The 17,711-nt window shown below is 60.5% G+C and carries 18 protein-coding genes; 15 read left to right on the top strand and 3 right to left on the bottom strand.

The window, feature by feature from the left end:
- The first annotated feature begins 45 nt into the window (after positions 1-45).
- Positions 46-1,863 (top strand): methyl-accepting chemotaxis protein, encoded by a 1,818-nt coding sequence (locus QQG91_RS07790; protein WP_285769661.1) that lies wholly within the window; start codon positions 46-48, stop codon positions 1,861-1,863.
- Between the two features lie 42 nt (positions 1,864-1,905).
- Here the strand turns inward: QQG91_RS07790 and QQG91_RS07785 are convergent, their stop codons facing one another.
- The gene (locus tag QQG91_RS07785; protein WP_285769660.1) at positions 1,906-2,466 is read right to left on the bottom strand and encodes an LOG family protein; all 561 of its coding nucleotides are present in this window, start codon (positions 2,464-2,466) and stop codon (positions 1,906-1,908) included.
- Positions 2,467-2,582: 116 nt separating this feature from the next.
- Here QQG91_RS07785 and QQG91_RS07780 point away from each other — a divergent pair, with 116 nt between their 5' ends.
- The 5 genes from QQG91_RS07780 to der all read left to right on the top strand — a co-directional run bounded on the left by QQG91_RS07780 (position 2,583) and on the right by der (position 9,457).
- A complete protein-coding gene (locus QQG91_RS07780; protein WP_285769659.1) occupies positions 2,583-3,944 on the top strand; it encodes a LysM peptidoglycan-binding domain-containing protein in 1,362 nt (453 codons plus the stop codon).
- A 57-nt stretch (positions 3,945-4,001) separates the two neighbouring features.
- A complete protein-coding gene (locus tag QQG91_RS07775) occupies positions 4,002-5,819 on the top strand; it encodes an ABCB family ABC transporter ATP-binding protein/permease (RefSeq protein WP_285769658.1) in 1,818 nt (605 codons plus the stop codon).
- 169 nt (positions 5,820-5,988) lie between these two features.
- Entirely contained in the window at positions 5,989-6,633 is a 645-nt protein-coding gene (locus QQG91_RS07770) for a tetratricopeptide repeat protein (protein ID WP_285769657.1), read from the top strand.
- 16 nt (positions 6,634-6,649) lie between these two features.
- Positions 6,650-7,966, top strand: coding sequence for an outer membrane protein assembly factor BamB family protein (locus QQG91_RS07765; protein ID WP_285769656.1), 1,317 nt, complete (start codon positions 6,650-6,652; stop codon positions 7,964-7,966).
- A gap of 45 nt (positions 7,967-8,011) precedes the next feature.
- A complete protein-coding gene (der, locus tag QQG91_RS07760) occupies positions 8,012-9,457 on the top strand; it encodes a ribosome biogenesis GTPase Der (RefSeq protein ID WP_285769655.1) in 1,446 nt (481 codons plus the stop codon).
- Between the two features lie 53 nt (positions 9,458-9,510).
- On the opposite strand, the gene serS is transcribed toward der, so the two are convergent.
- Complete coding sequence (gene serS / locus QQG91_RS07755) at positions 9,511-10,803, bottom strand: serine--tRNA ligase (RefSeq protein WP_285769654.1); 1,293 nt, start codon at positions 10,801-10,803, stop codon at positions 9,511-9,513.
- 302 nt (positions 10,804-11,105) lie between these two features.
- Here serS and yajC point away from each other — a divergent pair, with 302 nt between their 5' ends.
- The 9 genes from yajC to QQG91_RS07710 are packed head-to-tail and all read left to right on the top strand — an operon-like array spanning position 11,106 to position 17,189.
- On the top strand, positions 11,106-11,390 hold the full coding sequence (gene yajC / locus QQG91_RS07750; protein WP_285769653.1) for a preprotein translocase subunit YajC: 285 nt from the start codon (positions 11,106-11,108) through the stop codon (positions 11,388-11,390).
- A gap of 21 nt (positions 11,391-11,411) precedes the next feature.
- Positions 11,412-13,073, top strand: coding sequence for a protein translocase subunit SecD (gene secD / locus QQG91_RS07745; RefSeq protein WP_285769652.1), 1,662 nt, complete (start codon positions 11,412-11,414; stop codon positions 13,071-13,073).
- A 4-nt stretch (positions 13,074-13,077) separates the two neighbouring features.
- Positions 13,078-14,046, top strand: a complete 969-nt coding sequence (gene secF, locus QQG91_RS07740) for a protein translocase subunit SecF (RefSeq protein WP_285769651.1) — start codon at positions 13,078-13,080, stop codon at positions 14,044-14,046.
- A 57-nt stretch (positions 14,047-14,103) separates the two neighbouring features.
- Positions 14,104-14,457 (top strand): Mth938-like domain-containing protein, encoded by a 354-nt coding sequence (locus QQG91_RS07735; RefSeq protein ID WP_285769650.1) that lies wholly within the window; start codon positions 14,104-14,106, stop codon positions 14,455-14,457.
- A 38-nt stretch (positions 14,458-14,495) separates the two neighbouring features.
- Positions 14,496-15,113 (top strand): heme ABC exporter ATP-binding protein CcmA, encoded by a 618-nt coding sequence (ccmA, locus tag QQG91_RS07730; protein ID WP_285772332.1) that lies wholly within the window; start codon positions 14,496-14,498, stop codon positions 15,111-15,113.
- Positions 15,110-15,766 carry a heme exporter protein CcmB gene (gene ccmB, locus QQG91_RS07725; RefSeq protein ID WP_285769649.1) on the top strand — a complete coding sequence of 219 codons (657 nt, stop codon included), beginning with the start codon at positions 15,110-15,112 and terminating at the stop codon, positions 15,764-15,766. Before ccmA ends, ccmB begins: the two co-directional genes overlap by 4 nt.
- Positions 15,767-15,782: 16 nt before the next feature.
- On the top strand, positions 15,783-16,511 hold the full coding sequence (locus tag QQG91_RS07720) for a heme ABC transporter permease (protein WP_285769648.1): 729 nt from the start codon (positions 15,783-15,785) through the stop codon (positions 16,509-16,511).
- Complete coding sequence (gene ccmD, locus QQG91_RS07715) at positions 16,511-16,657, top strand: heme exporter protein CcmD (protein ID WP_285769647.1); 147 nt, start codon at positions 16,511-16,513, stop codon at positions 16,655-16,657. Before QQG91_RS07720 ends, ccmD begins: the two co-directional genes overlap by 1 nt.
- Positions 16,650-17,189 (top strand): DsbE family thiol:disulfide interchange protein, encoded by a 540-nt coding sequence (locus tag QQG91_RS07710; protein ID WP_285769646.1) that lies wholly within the window; start codon positions 16,650-16,652, stop codon positions 17,187-17,189. Before ccmD ends, QQG91_RS07710 begins: the two co-directional genes overlap by 8 nt.
- Here QQG91_RS07710 and QQG91_RS07705 read toward each other — a convergent pair whose 3' ends face one another.
- Positions 17,190-17,651, bottom strand: coding sequence for a DUF7684 family protein (locus QQG91_RS07705; protein WP_285769645.1), 462 nt, complete (start codon positions 17,649-17,651; stop codon positions 17,190-17,192).
- Positions 17,652-17,711 lie beyond the last annotated feature (60 nt).

Here is a 17,711-nt window from a genome sequence, read left to right as displayed (position 1 = left end):
TTCGGTAATCGTGACCAATCGGTCCCCCAAAGGAAGAACATCCCGATGCATGCCCAACTTCGCAAGCTTGTCCTGAATATCTCTGTTCTGGGCGCCTATGCTCTTATCGGTGGGGTGTCGCTCCTGCTCGCGCTTGCCTTTGCGATTTCGCTCGGGATGGACAGGTTTGCGGTCACGCGCGAAGCGGACCGCCTTGCTGAGGTTGTCGAACTCTCGCAATTGGGCGGAGCGCTGGCACACGAGCTTCAGAAAGAACGCGGCATGTCGGCCGTTTTCATCGCCTCCAAAGGGGCCAACTTCGGCGCCGAGCTTGAGAACCAGCGCCGCGAGACAGATGCCAAACTTTCGGGGTTCGTCGAAAGCGCCGCCCAGATCGAGGCGGGCAGTGCATTACACAAAACCGCTTGGTTCGTTCTCGAGGACCTCGAAACGCTCGCGCCGCTTCGCAAGGATGTCCAGTCTTTGTCGATCGACGCCGATGCACTTCTCGGGCGCTATTCGGCAATCGTGGAAGAGCTGATCACGCTTTATGACGTCGACGTCTCCCTCGACCTCGTGACCGAACTGAGCAATGTCGGAACATTTTTGAGGGCCAAAGAGGCGGGGGGACTTGAACGCGCGTTGGGCGCACGTGCTTTGAATTCGGGTGGTTTCGGGACGCAGGGCTTGGTGGGCTATGTCAATCAGGTCGCTGCCCAAGACATTTATCTTGCACGGTTCGAACGGACCTCGGGCCCCATCGGCCAAAACATCCTGTCGCGGCTTTTCGGCTCGGCAGAGAACCAATCGCTCGAAACGATGCGCACTGCGCTTCTCGCGCAATCCTTTGATCGTTTTACCGGCTCCGCGTTCTTTGCCGCCTCGACCGCTCGGCTCGAGCTTCTCTACGGGTTCGAGCAAGAACTGGTCGCCGCGCTTTCCGCCCGTCTTGACGAGATTTCGACCACGGCGAAACGCGATCTGTATCTCACGTTTCTTGTCTGCGCTACGGCCATCGTGATCGTCGGCGGCACGATGATCGCCTTTGCCGGTATCCAGAGCAGCGTGATGCGCGAGGTCGTCGAAGCCTCCAAGAAGATGATTTCGGGGGATCTCGATGCCAAACTGCCCAAGGCAGGGCAGAACGATCTGAGCCAGATCATCCGCACGCTTGCCATGTTCCGCGATGAAACACGCGCGATCCGCGAAGACCAAAAAGCGAAAATGGAGCAGGAAAAGGCCGCGCTCCAGAGCCTTCGCGAACGGGCGCTCGAAGCCAATAAGCGTGCACAACGGATCGCGGAAGACCTTGAACATACTGCTGCCTCGACCGAGGAGCTTGCGGCGTCGGTGTCGTCATCGGCGACAAGCACCTCTCAGGCCGACAGTCACGCCAAACATATGCTTGCGCGTGCCAGAGAGGGACGCGCCGTCGTCGAGAGCGCGGTTGATGCAATGACGCGGATCAGCGCGGTTGCGGGCCAGATCAAATCCATTGTGGCGATCATCGACGAAATCGCCTTTCAAACCAACCTTCTGGCGCTCAATGCGCGGGTAGAAGCAGCACGCGCAGGTGTGGCGGGTCGGGGCTTTGCCGTCGTGGCAAGCGAAGTCCAGCAGCTTGCCTCGCGGTCCGCAAAAGCCGCCGCCGATGTCAGCACGCTCATCGCGGAGTCGGGTATCGAGATCGAAAACGGCGTCGAGATTGTCCAGAACAGCGGCGAAATGCTCAGCGGAATTGCCCAAAGTGCGGTCGAAATGGCTGAAATCATTCGCTATCTGACCGACATCAGCGCCCAGCAAAACCAAGCAGTTGCAACGATCAACTCGGCCACCTCGCGGCTTGATCAGGAGATGCAGAGCCTTGCGTCTATGGCGGCCTGAGAAGACCCCCCGCCCAAGGTTCGGGAGGGGGCTATTACGGGCTCAGGCAGCCAACGCCTTTGCAAGCGCCTCTTCCAGACTTTGAACATCCGAGACTTCGGTCACAAAACCGAGGATGTTTTCGCCTGCAAAGCCTTCGCTGACGATCTGGTTCATCATTTGCTTGAGGAGATCCCAGTAGCCATCTGTATTCAAAAGGAAAATAGGCTTGCTGTGAAGTCCGAGCTGCCGCCATGTCAGCGCTTCGAAGAATTCATCGAGCGAGCCGCCACCACCTGGAAGCATCACGACCGCATCGGCATTCATCAGCATGACCTTTTTGCGTTCATGCATGGTTTCGGTGACGACAAAGGTATCAAGATCGCGCTTGCCCACCTCCCACTTCATGAGGTGATCGGGGATCACGCCAAAGGTTTTGCCGCCCGCCGCCTGACAGCTGCGCGCAACACGCCCCATAAGGCCGACATCCCCCGCGCCATAAACAAGCCGCCAATTCCGTTTTGCCAGCATCGCGCCCGTCTGCTCCGCTGCCTGTGCATAGCTTTCGCGAAGGCCATCGCGCGACCCACAGTAAACGCAAACGGATTTTTGAACGACGGACATGCAAACCTCTTTTCATGGACAGTGCGAGTTATCTTTGACCACGGATTGTGGCGTTGTTATTGTCCGCTGACAATACGGGGCCTTTTGCCTCGGGCACATGACAGAAGGATAACCGCGTGACAACAAATGCGGGTTGGGGAAAGGGCCAGATCGCGGCAGGTGCTGCGGTCGTTGCCGTGACCGGAGCAGTCGCTCTCTATTTCATCAACGAACGGATCAAGGCCTCGGCGCCCCAAGCGCCAGTCGAAACCGTTCAGACAGCCTCTCAAGCGTCGCCCGAAGCTGCGCCGCAAAAGGCGGCCGAGACCACGCCGCGGTTCGATAACGTCAGGATCGAGCTTGACGGGCTTTCCGTCATTACGGGGCGCGCTGTTGCAGGGTGGGACGTCGATGTCCTTCTCGACGGTTTCGCGATTGCCCGCGTCACGGCGGATGCAGACGGGGCTTTTGCCGCTTTGGTCGAGATCACGCCGTCGGACAAGCCGCGCACGCTCTCGCTTCTCGCGGACCCCGAGGGCGAGAAAGTCGCCTCGGAAGTCACCTTCTTTGTGGCTCCGACCATGGCCGAGCAGGTGGCAAGCGCCGAGACCGAAGCCGAAACGGTCGAGCCTGCGTCCGAGTCGCCGAGCGCCGAGCCTCAAACAACCGAAGCGGCGACAGACGCTGCGACGGAAACGGTGGTAGCAGAAGTTACGACCGAGACGGCTGCGACGACCGAGGCCACCGAGGCCGCTCCCACCACCGAGCCAGAAGCGGAACAGACAGCACAAGCGCCTGCGCAGGGCGAGGAAACCACTGTTGCCGAAGCGGCAAGTCCGAGCGCAGAGCCAGCGACCGCCGTTGCCGCCGAGGTTGCTGCCGCTCCCGCTGCGCAAGAGAGCACCGCCCAAGAGCAGACATCCCAAGAGAGCACTGCGCCGACCATCATCGCAGCCGATGAAAGCGGTGTGCGAGTGGTCCAGTCCCAGAGCGATGATGCTGTGACGGTCGCAAATGTGACGCTCGACACAATTTCCTATGATCCGAGCGGCGCGGTGATCCTGAGCGGCCGTGCAGGCGGCGAGGGGCTCGTCCAGATTTACCTCAACAACACCTCTATCGCCTCGGCCGATATTGCCGAAGGCCGTTGGAGCGCGACGCTCCCGAATGTGGCGGCGGGTGTCTATACGCTCCGGGTCGATCACATCGGCCCCGACGGCAAGGTCGTCTCGCGTGTCGAGTCGCCCTTCAAGCGGGAAGCGCCCGAGCGCATTGCCGAAGCGCTGAGCGAAGAGACATCAAACCCCGATTTCAAAGTGGCGATGAAGACCGTGCAACAGGGCCATACGCTCTGGGCCATTGCAAAAGAGCGCTATGGCGACGGTATCCTTTACGTCGAAGTCTTTGACGCGAACCGTGATAAGATCCGCGATCCCGATCTTATCTATCCGGGTCAGATTTTCGTCCTACCCGTGCTCGATGGCGAGCAATCGCGCTAGCGGGTCTGGTCAATCGGCATATGGGGGCATAGGTTCTGGACAACCAGAGGAGCCCCCATGCGCCGACTTCCGAAAACCGATGCCAATCTGAACAATGACCGCGTCCAAGGGGCCAAGGTCATCAAGCGGGTTGCGCCCTATCTTTGGCCCGAGGGCGAGCGCTGGATCCATCGCCGCGTGATCGCCTCGCTTTCGGTTCTCTTTCTGGCCAAGTTGATCGCGGTGGGCACGCCGCTTCTCTATCAACAGGCGGTGGACTCGCTCGGGGTCGACGGGCCGCTCGGCGTGCTTGGCCTCGGGGCTGTCGGGCTGACCGTCGCTTACGGCCTTGCGCGGCTTATGAACGTCGGCTTTCAACAGCTTCGCGATGTGATTTTCACCCGTGTCGGGCAACGCGCCCTGCGCCAGCTTGCGCTTGAAACCTTCGAGCATATCCATCGGCTTTCGATGCGGTATCACATCACGCGCAAAACGGGCGGACTGAGCCGGATCATCGAACGCGGGGTCAAGGGCGTCGATTTCCTTTTGCGGTTCCTTCTCTTTTCGATGGGGCCGCTGCTGCTTGAACTCATCATGATTTCGGCCGTGCTCTTTTTCATTTTCGATGTCTGGTATCTGGCGGTGGTTGTCGGCACCATTGCGGCCTATGTGGTGTTTACGTTCCGCGTCACCGAATGGCGGGTCAAAATCCGCAAGAAGATGAACGAGCAGGACACCGACGCCAACCAAAAGGCGATCGACAGTCTCCTCAACTTTGAAACGGTCAAATATTTCGGCGCCGAGAAATGGGAGTCCTCGCGCTATGATCGGGCGATGGAGCTTTATGCGGAAGCGGCGGTCAAAACCAACTATTCGTTGGCTTTTCTCAATTTCGGTCAGTCGTTTCTGATTACCTCGGGGCTTGTCGCGGTGATGGTTATGGCGGCCATGGGCGTGCAGGACGGCTCTTTGAGCGTGGGCGAGTTCGTCATGGTCAACGCCTATATGATCCAGATCACCATGCCGCTCAATTTCCTTGGAACGGTCTATCGCGAGATCCGTCAGGCGCTCATCGATATGGGCGATATGTTCGAGCTTCTCGATCAGCCCGCCGAAGTCGTCGACAGCCCTGATGCAAAGCCGCTTGCGGTCGAAAAAGGGCGGATCGAATTGCGTCAGGTCTCCTTTGCCTATGAGGCAGAGCGCCCGATCTTGCATGATGTTTCGCTCGATGTGGCGGGTGGGCAGACGGTGGCGATCGTCGGCTCTTCGGGGTCGGGCAAGTCCACCATCGGGCGGCTCTTGTTCCGCTTTTACGACGTGACGGGCGGGGCTTTGTTGATCGACGGGCAGGATGTGCGGGACGTCACACAAGAGAGCCTTCATGCGCAGATCGGTGTCGTGCCTCAGGACACGGTGCTCTTCAACGATACGATCCGCTATAACATCGCCTATGGGCGTCCATCGGCCGGTTTCGACGAGATCGTGGCTGCCGCAAAATCCGCCAAAATCCATGATTTCATCCTGTCGCTACCGCAGGGATACGAGACGACGGTCGGCGAGCGGGGGCTCAAGCTTTCGGGGGGCGAGAAGCAGCGGGTCGGCATTGCCCGCACGCTCTTGAAGAACCCGCCGATCCTTTTGCTCGATGAAGCCACCTCGGCGCTCGATACGGGCACCGAGCGGGAGATTCAAGCCGAACTCAAGGCCATGGGCAAGGGGCGCACGGTGATCACCATCGCACACCGTTTGTCGACCATTGCCGATGCGGACAAGATCGTGGTGCTCGAGAACGGGATCATCATCGAAGACGGCACCCATGAGGCGCTCCTTGCACAAGGTGGGCGCTATGCACAGTTGTGGCAGCGTCAGGAAAGCGAGGACGAGGCCGCCTGAGACCTGCGTTTTTGGGGGTTCTGCCCCCGCCGCGGTGCGGCTCCCCCGGTATATTTCAGTCACAAAGGCAAGCATTTGCTCTTTGGGTCGCGCGGGACTTGGCAATCCTTGCCGCTTCACGGTATGAAGTGCGCAACAACTCTTTGGAAGGCCGTGGGCAGGGGATAAGATGAGCAACAACGAAAGCTTTATCGACGAGGTGACCGAAGAGGTCCGCCGTGATCAGCTCTTTGCCTATTTCAGGAAATATGGCTGGATCGCGGGTCTTGTCGTCGCCGGAATCGTCGGCGGTGCGGCTTGGACCGAATACCAGAAGGCGAGCCGCGAAGCGGCTGCGCAGGCCAAGGGCGACGCCGTTCTTGCGGCGATGGAAGTGAACGAGCCCGAGGGCCGTGCCGCAGCTCTGGCGGCGCTTGAACCCCATGTGGTCAGCGCGCTTCTTGAAGCGGCGAGTTTTGTCGATCTGGGCGAGAGGGACAAAGCACGCGAGGCCTTTGCCGCCGTGGCGGGGGACGACAGCGCGCCGCAGATTTACCGCGATGTTGCGGGCTTCAAGATGGTGCTTCTGGAGGCCGATGGCCTTGCGCCTGCCGATCTCGAGCTGGCGCTAGGGCTCTACCTCAATCCCGGTCATCCTTATCGGCTCTTGGCGCAAGAGCAGGTGGCTTTGGCCTATGTGAAGGCGGGGGACATCGAGACCGCGCGCGGCAAGTTCCAGGCTATTCTGGAGGACGCCGAGGTTGCGAGGGGCTTGAGCCAGCGCGTGGAAGGGGCCATGGTTGCCTTGGGCGCGGCCGAGACCGCGTCGAATTGATCCGGAGGGACCACACGTGAGCGTTAAGAGACTCTTTGCCGGCACTGCAGCGCTTGCGTTTCTGGTCGCGTGTAGCGAGCCCGATCTTATTCTTCCGGGCGAACGGCTCGATTATCGGGACGGGATGGCGGGCGCCGAAGAGGCGCAAGTGAATTCCGAGCGCAAGATCGCGCTTCCCAAGGCGCGGGCCAATGCCGATTGGGAAACCATCGGCGGGATTGCGACGCATAACCTTGGTCAAGTGGCGCTGAGCGCTGCGCCGCAACTGGCCTTTGCCGTCGATCTGGGCGAGGGCGAAAGCCGGCGCGCGCGGATCACCGCATCCCCCGTTGTTTCGGGCGGGGTGGTTGTGGCGATGGATGCGCGTGCGCGTGTTACCGCCATGACGACCGCAGGCGAAGTGCTCTGGGCCAAAACGGTCGGGCCGCGCAACGGCGACGATCTGAATTCCGCTTCGGGCGGATTGCTTGCGGCCTCGGGCGGCAAGGTTTACGTGGCGACGCCTTATGGCGCGCTTGTGGCGCTTGATCGCAACACGGGCGCCGAGATTTGGACCCAAGACCTTGGGGCACCCGCAAGCGCGGCGCCGACAGTGGACGGCAATCTTCTTTATGTGGTGGGCGGAGACGGCCGCGGCTGGGCCATCGAGGCCGAGACGGGCCGCGTGCGCTGGAACGTGATCGGCACGCCCCCTGCGCTCAATTCCGCCTCGGGCTCGGCTGTCGCCATCGCGGACGGTCTTGCGATTTTCCCGATGCCGTCCGGCGATCTGATCGCGGCCTTCAAGTCGGGCGGGCTTCAGCGCTGGTCTTCGGTGATTGCGGGCGCACGCCTTGGCAACGCGGCGGCTTCGCGGATTTCGGATATTCCGGGTGGACCCGTTGTGAACGGTGACACGCTTTATGTCGGGAACGTCTCGGGCCGCGTTGCGGCTTTGGCGCTTGCCACGGGCGAGCGTCTTTGGACCGCGCGCGAGGGCGCGGAGAGTGCGCTTTGGTATGCGGGCGGATCGCTCTTTTTCGTCAATGACCTCAACCAGCTTGTGCGGATGGATGCCGCGAACGGCGAGGTGATCTGGCGTCAGGCGCTTCCCGGCTTTATCGAGCCGCGCTTCGGGCTCCCGAACACGCGCCATGCGAGCTATGGTCCTGTTCTGGCGGGGGGGCGACTAATCGTTGCCTCTTCGGACGGCGCCTTGCGGCAATTCGAGCCCGTCTCGGGCGCTCTTGTCGGACAGGTCGAACTTCCCGGCGGCGCGGCGAGCGAGCCGATCGTGGCAGGGGGCGTCCTCTACGTCGTTTCGAAGACGGGTCAATTGCTGGCTTTCCGTTGACGCAAAGATGGTGTATCGCCCCGATCTGATCTGAAAGGGCTCGGAATGACCTTTACTCTTGCTATCGTCGGGCGCCCCAATGTGGGGAAATCGACGCTCTTTAACCGACTTGTCGGAAAAAAGCTTGCGCTGGTGGATGACCAACCCGGCGTGACCCGTGACCTGCGCGAAGGTGATGCCCGTCTGGGACCGCTCCGCTTTACGGTGATCGACTCGGCGGGTCTCGAAGAAGCGACCGACGACAGTCTTCAGGGGCGCATGCGCCGCCTGACCGAACGTGCCGTAGAAATGGCCGATGTGTGTCTGTTTCTCATCGACGCACGGGCAGGGGTGACGCCCTCGGATCAGGTATTTGCCGATATCCTTCGCAAGAAGAACGCCAATGTGATCCTCGCCGCCAACAAGGCCGAGGGGCGCGCGGGCGAAGCAGGGTTCTACGAGGCCTATTCGCTGGGTCTGGGCGAGCCTTTGCAAATCTCGGCCGAGCACGGCGAGGGGATGGTCGATCTTCTGGAAGTGCTGCAACCTATTGCCGAAGGCTTTGCGGAACGCGCTGAACAAGATGCGCCGATCATGGACGTCGAGGTCGGTGAAGAGGACGACGAGGCCGAAGAATACCAGCTTCCCAGCTTTGACAAACCGCTCCAGATCGCGGTCGTCGGGCGTCCGAATGCGGGCAAATCGACCCTGATCAACAAGATCATCGGCGAAGAGCGTCTTTTGACGGGACCCGAAGCAGGGATCACCCGTGACGCGATTTCGGTCAAGACCGTCTGGGACGATATTCCGATGCGGATTTTCGACACGGCGGGGATGCGCAAAAAGGCCAAGGTTCAGGACAAGCTTGAAAAGCTGTCCGTTTCGGACGGTCTACGCGCGGTGAAATTCGCCGAAGTCGTTGTGGTTCTTCTCGATGTGGAAATTCCCTTTGAACAGCAGGACCTTCGGATTGCCGACCTTGCCGAGCGCGAAGGTCGCGCCGTGGTGGTTGCGGCGAACAAATGGGACGCCGAAGAGAACAAGCAGGAAAAGCTCAACGAATTGCGCGAAGCCTTTGAACGACTGCTTCCGCAGCTGCGCGGTGCGCCGCTTGTCACCGTGTCGGCCAAGACGGGCAAAGGGCTTGATCGTCTTCATGCCGCGATCATGCGGGCGCATTTGACGTGGAACCGCCGCGTCTCGACCTCGCAGCTCAACCGCTGGCTCACGGGGATGCTGGAACAGCACCCGCCACCCGCGCCGCAGGGCAAGCGGATCAAGATGCGGTATATGACCCAAGTCAAGACGCGTCCGCCCCAGTTCGTCGTGATGACGAGCCATCCCGATAAGGTGCCCGAGAGCTATGAGCGCTATCTTATCAACGGCTTGCGTACCGACTTTGAGATGCCCGGAACGCCGATCCGTCTCTATCTGCGCGATCAGGGTGACAAGAACCCGTTCAAGGATCGCAAGAAGAAACAGCCCTCCAAGCTGTCGAAGCACCTCAAGTAACAAAAAAGGCCCTCCGATGCGGAGGGCCTTTTGCTTTGTGAGTTGGGCTGGAGTTAGTCCAGTTTGCCTTCGGCGGTGATGGTTGTCTTGCCGCCGAGATAGGGGTGGAGCGCCGCAGGGAGAACGACCGAGCCGTCCTCTTGCTGGCCGTTTTCCAAGACAGCGATGAGGCAGCGACCGACCGCAAGTCCCGAGCCGTTCAGCGTGTGCACGAATTGCGGCTTGCCCCCGTCAGCGGGTTTGAAGCGGGCGTTCATGCGGCGCGCCTGAAAGTCGCCACAGGTCGATACCGAAGAAATCTCGCGATAGGTGTTCTGCCCCGGAAGCCAGACTTCGATGTCGTGGGTGCGGCGTGCGCCGAAGCCCATATCGCCCGTGCACAGCACCACGGTGCGATAAGGCAGCTCGAGCGCCTCCAGCACGGCTTGGGCGCATTCGGTCATCCGCTTGTGTTCGGCGTCCGATTGGTCGGGGCGGGTGATCGAGACCATCTCGACCTTTTCGAACTGGTGCTGGCGCAGCATGCCTGCGGTGTCGCGCCCCGCGCTGCCCGCTTCGCTGCGGAAGCATTGGGTATGGGCGACATAGCGGTGGGGCAGGCTGTCCTCAGTCACGGTCTCGCCATTGACGAAGTTGGTCAGCGTCACTTCGGCGGTGGGGATCAGCCACCAGCCGTTCGTGGTCTGATAGCTGTCCTCGCCGAATTTCGGCAGCTGGCCCGTGCCGAGCATCATGTCCTCTTTGACGAGAACAGGCGTGATCGCTTCGCGCAGCCCGTGCTGGTCGACGTGAAGGTCGATCATGAACTGGGCGAGTGCGCGGTGGAGGCGAGCGACGGCGCCCGAAAGCACCACAAAGCGGCTCCCCGAGAGTTTGGCTGCGGTGCCGAAGTCCATGCCCGATTGGACAGCGGCGAGGTCGTAGTGTTCTTTGGGCGCAAAGTTGAAGTCGCGCGGCGTGCCCCATTTGCGGATTTCAACGTTGTCGTTTTCATCCGCCCCGTCGGGGGCATCCGCGGCAGGAATGTTCGGAATGGTAAGCAGCATCGCGTCAAGACGGGCGCTCTCGGCCTTGGCCGCTTCGGTCATGGCTGCGACTTCGGCCTTCTTGTCGGCCACGAGGGCGCGCAGACGCTTGAATTCCGCCTCATTGCCCGAGGCTTTGGCGGCGCCCACGTCTTTGGAGGCTTTGTTCTGTTCGGCCTGCGCGGTTTCGGCAGCGAGGATCTTGGCGCGGCGCGCTTCGTCGATGGCCAGAAGCTCTGAGGACAGGGGGGCAGCTCCACGGCGCGCGAGGGCAGCATCGAATGCTGCGGGGTTTTCGCGGATGGTGCGGATATCATGCATGGGTCCGGTCCTTGGCTTGGAGTGAAATTGCAAAAGGGCTTATGCCATCCAAGTGCGCGAAGGGGAAGCGGGGAAAAAGCGGGAAATGCGGCAGGGGGCTCTGCCCCCGTCTGCGCGGGGCGCAGACTCCCCCGGGATATTTGGAGCACAAAGGCGGGAGGCGGCCTTGTGGGAACGCAATGGCTGCTTATTTTGAGGCATGGCTGTGGTTGCCATTCCATGAGGGGGGCAGTAACGTGCCGCGACTTTTGGGGGAGTCTATCAGGCTTTTCCGTTCCGACTTATAAAAAGGGTAAAAGCCAATGCAGGGCATCCAATCCGTCATTCCGTTGATCCTCGTCTTCGGGATCATGTATTTTCTTTTGATCCGTCCGCAGCAGAAGAAAGTGAAAGAGCACCAGAACATGGTTGCTGCTCTGCGTCGCGGGGATCAGGTGGTCACGCAGGGCGGGATCATCGGGAAAGTCTCGAAGGTCAAGGACGACAACGAGATCGAAGTCGAGATTGCCTCGGGCGTTGTGATCCGCGTTGTGCGCGCCACCATCGCGCAGGTCGTCAGCAAGACCGAACCGGCCAAAGCCGAATAATCCAAGCGAAGAAGACCGACCATGCTCCAGATATCGATGTTCAAGCAGGCGCTGATTGTGCTGACCTGCGTGGTCGGTCTGTTGCTGGCCATGCCGAATCTTTTCTATTCGCGTGTGGAACAGCACAATGACGCCGTGACTGCTCTTGAAGCGGGGTCGAATGATCCCGCGCTCGAGGCGGCTGCGGGACAGTGGCCTTCGTTTCTACCTTCGTCCATCGTGAACCTCGGCCTCGATTTGCGCGGCGGTGCGCATCTTCTGGCGGAAGTTCAGGTGGCCGATGTCTATGCCGCAACGCTTGATGGCATGTGGCCGCAGGTGCGTGACGTTCTCGTGAGCGAGCGCGATACCATCGGCTTCGTGACCCGCGAGGAGAGCGACGACGGTCTGCTCAGGGTCAAGATTTCGAACCCTGAAGCGATGGACCGCGCGCTTGAACTCGTGCGCGGGCTTGCCCAGCCGGTGGTGACACTGACGGGCGCAGGCCAGAGCAATATCGTGGTCAGCGGCTCGGGCGATATGATCACCATCGATCTGTCCGAGGCCGAGAAGATCGCCAGCGACGAGCGGACGGTTCTGCAATCGCTTGAGATCATCCGTCGCCGTATCGACGCGGCAGGCACGCGCGAGCCGAGCATCCAGCGTCAGGGCGAGGATCGTATCCTGATCCAGGTGCCCGGTGCGAAATCGGCACAGGAACTCAAGGGATGGATCGGAACCACAGCGCAGCTGACGTTCCAGCCCGTTGTGGGTCGCACGAGCAATCCCGACGAGAACCCGGGTGCGGGCAACGAGATCCTTCCCGATGCGGAGCAGGAGGGCGTTTACTATGTCCTTGAGCGCACCCCCGTCGTGACGGGCGAGACACTCACCAATGCGCAGCCTGCCTTTGACCAGAACGGCCGCCCTGCGGTGTCGTTCCAGTTCAACCCGACAGGCGCCCGCGCCTTTGGCGATTACACGGCCGAAAACATCGGTGCACCCTTTGCGATCGTTCTGGATGACGAGGTGCTTTCGGCGCCGACCATTCAGGCGCATATCGCGGGCGGCTCGGGGATTATCACGGGCAACTTCACAGTTGAAAGCTCGACCAACCTTGCGGTTCTTTTGCGTGCCGGCGCTCTGCCGACCGAGTTGACCTTCCTGGAAGAGCGGACCATCGGCCCCGAACTGGGACAGGATTCTGTCGATGCGGGCAAGATCGCCGCGCTCGTCGGGATGGGCGGCGTCGTTGTCTTTATGGTTCTGAGCTATGGGATCTTCGGCGTCTTTGCCAATATCGCGCTGATGATCAACGTGGCGCTGATTTTCGGTGCTCTCTCGGTGCTTGGGGCGACGCTCACACTTCCGGGTATTGCGGGGATCGTTCTGACCATCGGTATGGCGGTGGATGCCAACGTTCTGGTGTTCGAGCGTATCCGCGAGGAACTCAAAGTGGCAAAAGGGCCCGCGCGGGCGATCGAACTTGGCTATGAGCGTGCGCTTTCGGCCATTCTGGATGCCAACGTTACGACCTTTATCACGGCTGCGATCCTGTGGCTTGTGGGTTCGGGACCTGTGCGCGGGTTTGCGACCACGCTCGGGCTCGGTATCGTGACGTCCGTCTTCACCGCGATCTTTGTGACGCGTCTTCTTATTGTCTGGTGGTTCCAACGCCGCCGTCCGAAATCCATCGAGGTTTGATCTGATGCGCCTGAGACTTGTTCCGGACAATACCAACTTCAATTTCTTCCGCGTGGCGCGTGCCACCTTCGGGGCCTCTGTGGTTGCGGTGATCGCCTCCGTGATCCTCTTTATCACGATGGGTTTGAACTTCGGGATCGATTTCCGCGGCGGCACCACGATCCGCACGGATTCGACGGCTGCGGTCGATGTCGCGGCCTATCGCGCCGCCATCGAGCCTTTGGGCCTTGGGGATGTGACCATCACCGAAGTTTTCGATCCGACCTTCCGCGACGATCAACATGTAGCCATGGTGCGTATTCAGGCACAGGACGGACAGGAAAGCGTGTCGGCCGATCTGATCGCAGATGTCGAGGCCGCGCTCCAGTCGGTCGATCCGTCGATCACTTTTCCGTCGGTCGAGAGCGTCGGTCCCAAGGTGTCGGGGGAGCTGATCCAGACTGCGGTGTATGCCGTCATAGGTTCGCTCATTGCGATCGTGCTCTATATCTGGGTGCGCTTCGAATGGCAGTTCGCCATCGGTGCCGTGCTGGCTCTTGTGCATGACGTTGCCTTGACCATCGGGCTTTGGTCGCTGTTCCAAATCAAGTTCGATCTGGCCATCGTTGCGGCGCTTCTGACCATCGTGGGCTATTCGATCAACGATACCGTTGTGGTGTTCGACCGCGCCCGCGAGAACCTCATCAAGTTCAAGCAAAAGCCGCTCATCGAGGTCCTGAACCTGTCGGCAAACGAAACACTGAGCCGCACGTTGATGACCTCGGGCACAACGCTTCTTGCGCTCATTGCGCTTTTGGTGCTGGGCGGTGATGTGATCCGCGGCTTTGTCTTTGCGATCACTTGGGGCATCGTGGTCGGCACCTATTCGTCGATCTATGTCGCGAAAAACATTGTGCTTATGCTCGGCGTAAAGCGCGACTGGTCCAAGGAAAAGAAACCGACCGGCAATCAGTTTATGGATATTGATGCCTAAGGACACAGAGGCCTTGCCCATGGGCGGGGCCTTTTCGCTTTTGAGGAAGGGTGCAAGATGCGACTGAATGAAGTTGTCTATACTGACGCAGTTCCCGTCGAAGGCTATGGCCCGGGATTTTTCCGTCTGGGCGGCAAAGTTTACGAGGGCGCAATCGCCGTGCTTCCGCAAGGGGTCGCGCCTTGGGGCGGATACGAGGACCCACAGACGTTGATTGAGGCAGCGGCGGACCTTGACGTGGTCTTTGTCGGCACCGGCGCCGAGATCGCGCATTTGCCTTCCGCGTTCCGTGAGGCTCTTGAAGCGGCGGGGCTCGGCGTCGAGAGCATGGCATCGCCCGCCGCCTGTCGCACCTATAACGTTCTTTTGTCCGAGGGACGGCGCGTCGCTTTGGCGCTGTTGCCCGTCTGATCTTTTCTCGGAGCGCGGGGTAGGCTAAGCCGATGGGCATGGAACTCGTTGTGACCGATCTTGGCTGTGCCCGTGGTGGCGTTCCGCTCCTGCAGGGCGTCAATTTCCATTTGCAAGAAGGCGAGGCGCTTGTCCTGCGCGGGGCCAACGGCATCGGGAAAACGACGCTGCTTCGCACCCTTGCAGGGCTTCAGCCACCGCTTGGCGGCACGATCGACTGTCCCGAGGATCAAAGCGCCTATGCCAGTCACGCCGACGGCATCAAAGCGCAACTGACCGTGCGCGAGAATTTGGACTTCTGGGCTTCGGTTCACGGGACCGAGGTGAAGGACAACGTGTTCGAGGCCTTCGACCTCGTGGAGCTGCGCGACCGTTTTGCAGGCACGCTCTCGGCAGGGCAAAAGCGCCGCCTCGGGCTGGCCCGTCTTGGTGTCATCGGGCGCAAAATCCTGTTTCTCGACGAGCCGACCGTTTCGCTTGACCGCTTTTCGGTCAAACTCTTTGCCGATTTTCTCAAAAATCAACACCTTGCCAAAGGCGGTATCGCGGTGATTGCGACCCATATCGACCTTGGGCTCGAGGCCCCCGAGATCGACCTTGAACCTTTCCGCGCGGCCTATGACGCTGGCGGATCGAGTGACGAGGCGTTTCTGTGATCGCGCTTCTCCTACGCGACCTGAGGCTTGCCGTGCGGGCAGGGGGCGGGTTTGGTCTCGGCCTTGCGTTCTTTTTGATCGTCGTCGTTCTGGTGCCCTTTGGCGTTGGACCCGAGGCGGAAATCCTGTCGCGGATTGCCCCCGGTATCCTTTGGGTCGCCTCGCTTCTTGCGGCGCTGCTCTCGCTCGACCGGATTTTCGCGCTGGATTACGAGGACGGGGCGCTGGCGCTCATCGCCACATCGCCCCTGCCACTCGAAGGGGCGGCCTTCGTCAAAGCCTTGGCCCATTGGATCACCACGGGTTTGCCGCTCACGCTTGCCGCGCCTGCGCTCGGGTTCCTGTTGAACCTCAAGCCAGAGGCCTATTGGTTCCTCTTCATCTCGCTCGCGCTCGGCACGCCTGCGCTGTCGATGATCGGAACCTTCGGGGCGGCACTGACTGTGGGATTACGTCGCGGCGGACTTTTGATGTCGCTCCTTGTCCTGCCGCTTTACGTGCCTACTCTTATCTTCGGAGCAGAGACGGTTCGTCGCGGGGCAGAGGGGCTGACAACCACGACGCCGCTCGTCATGGTGGCGGGCATCACGGCAGGGGTCTTTGCCTTTTTGCCATTCGCAACGGCGGCAGCGCTTCGCATCAATTTGCGCTAGGGAGAGGGAAAACCTGATGTCACTCTGGGAATACGCAAACCCGAAGAAATTCATGAGCTTTACAGCTCCGATCCTGCCGGTGGTGACGGTTGCGGCTCTGGTCTGTCTGGTTTCGGGGCTTGTCTGGGGGTTCTTCTTTACCCCCGAAGATTACCGCCAAGGCTCGACGGTCAAAATCTTCTATATCCATGTGCCCTCGGCTCTCATGGCGATCAACGCATGGTTCATGATGCTGGTCGCTTCGCTCATCTGGCTAATCCGCCGTCACCATGTTTCGGCACTGGCGGCCAAGGCTGCAGCGCCCGTGGGCATCGTCATGACGCTGATCGCGCTCATCACGGGTGCAATCTGGGGCCAGCCGATGTGGGGAACATGGTGGGCATGGGACCCGCGTCTGACCTCGTTCCTGATCCTCTTCCTCTTCTATCTCGGCTATGTTGCGCTTTGGGCGGCGATTGACGATCCCGATACGGCGGCAGACCTTACCTCGGTTCTGTGCATCGTTGGGTCGGTGTTCGCCGTGCTCAGCCGCTATGCGGTCAACTTCTGGAATCAAGGTCTGCACCAAGGCGCCTCGCTTTCGATGGATGCCGAAGAGAACGTTGCCGATATCTTCTGGTATCCCGCGCTTGTCGCTATTGCGGGCTTTGTCCTTCTTTTTATCGCGCTGGTGCTCCTGCGCACCCGCACTGAAATCCGTTTGCGCCGTATTCGTGCGCTCGAAACCCGTGCTCGGAGGTCTTAATGCCTGAACTCGGTAAATATGCCGTCCATGTGCTCAGCTCCTACGGTCTGAGCCTTGCTTTGCTCGTCGGAATCGTCGCGGTGAGCCTTGTGCGTTCGCGCAGCGTCAAAGCCCGTCTCGAAGCGTTGGAGAAGCAAGATGGCTAAGGTTTCGCCTCTGGTCTTTATTCCGCCGATTGCCTTTGTTGCCGTAGCGGGGCTTTTCTTCGGGGGTATGTTCTTCGGGGCCGAGGATGATCTTCCCTCGACGCTGATCGGACGCGAAGCGCCTGCGCTTCCTGCCGAGGCTCTTGCCGATCTGGACCAACTGACCGATGCGGATTTGCGCGCGGGCGAAATTACCTTGGTCAACTATTGGGCAAGCTGGTGCCCGCCGTGCCGCGCCGAGCATCCCACGCTCAAGGATCTTGCCGCGCAGGGCTACCGTGTTGCTGGTGTTAATTTCCGCGACGACGAGGCAAACGCGCTCAAATACCTCGAAGAAGAGGGCAACCCGTTCTTCAAGAGCGCCTTTGATCCAAGGGGCCGCACGTCGATCGACTGGGGTGTGACTGCGCCGCCTGAAACCTTTATCGTCGATGGCGACGGTAAGGTGCTGTTCCGCTTTGCGGGACCTCTGATCGGATCGGATTACGAGAACCGCTTTCTGCCCGCTCTCAAAGAAGCGACCGGCGAATAATCAGCAGGCGACGGCGGCGCGAAGGCCGCTGTTGCCGAGCGCCATCATTCCCGCGCGCGACAGTTCCATCGAATATATCGGCTCACCGATTTCAAGAACGATGACAAGCTCGATACCCTCAAGCTCGCTGTCCTGAATACCGCGGGCTGCGGCTTCGAACACATCGTCGATCATTGCGGATTGATGGCACCAGACTTCCAGAGGGGGGAGCGCGTCGCTCCGCTCTTCGGTGATCTGCGAGAGCACATAGCCCTGTTCGATCGTATCCGCCCAGTCGTCCGCACCGCGTCCATAGACGCAGGCCATGACACAGTCCCCGACGGCAAGCGTTTCGGCAATCGCGGCCTGCCATTGGCGTTCGCTGTCCTCATGCGCAACGAGGACCGCCACATAGGGGCGACCTTCGGGCAGTCGGGGCAGGATCTGTCCGGCATCAAGCCGAATGTGGGTATACTGGATCATGCCCCAATCATCCCGCTGCCCCGTGGATTCGTCAAAGTGACTCCCGTGGATAAGCTGTGG

The sequence above is a fragment of the Marivivens sp. LCG002 genome (genome assembly GCF_030264275.1).
GTDB lineage: Bacteria > Pseudomonadota > Alphaproteobacteria > Rhodobacterales > Rhodobacteraceae > Marivivens.
This window is presented reverse-complemented; position numbering and strand designations above follow the sequence as displayed.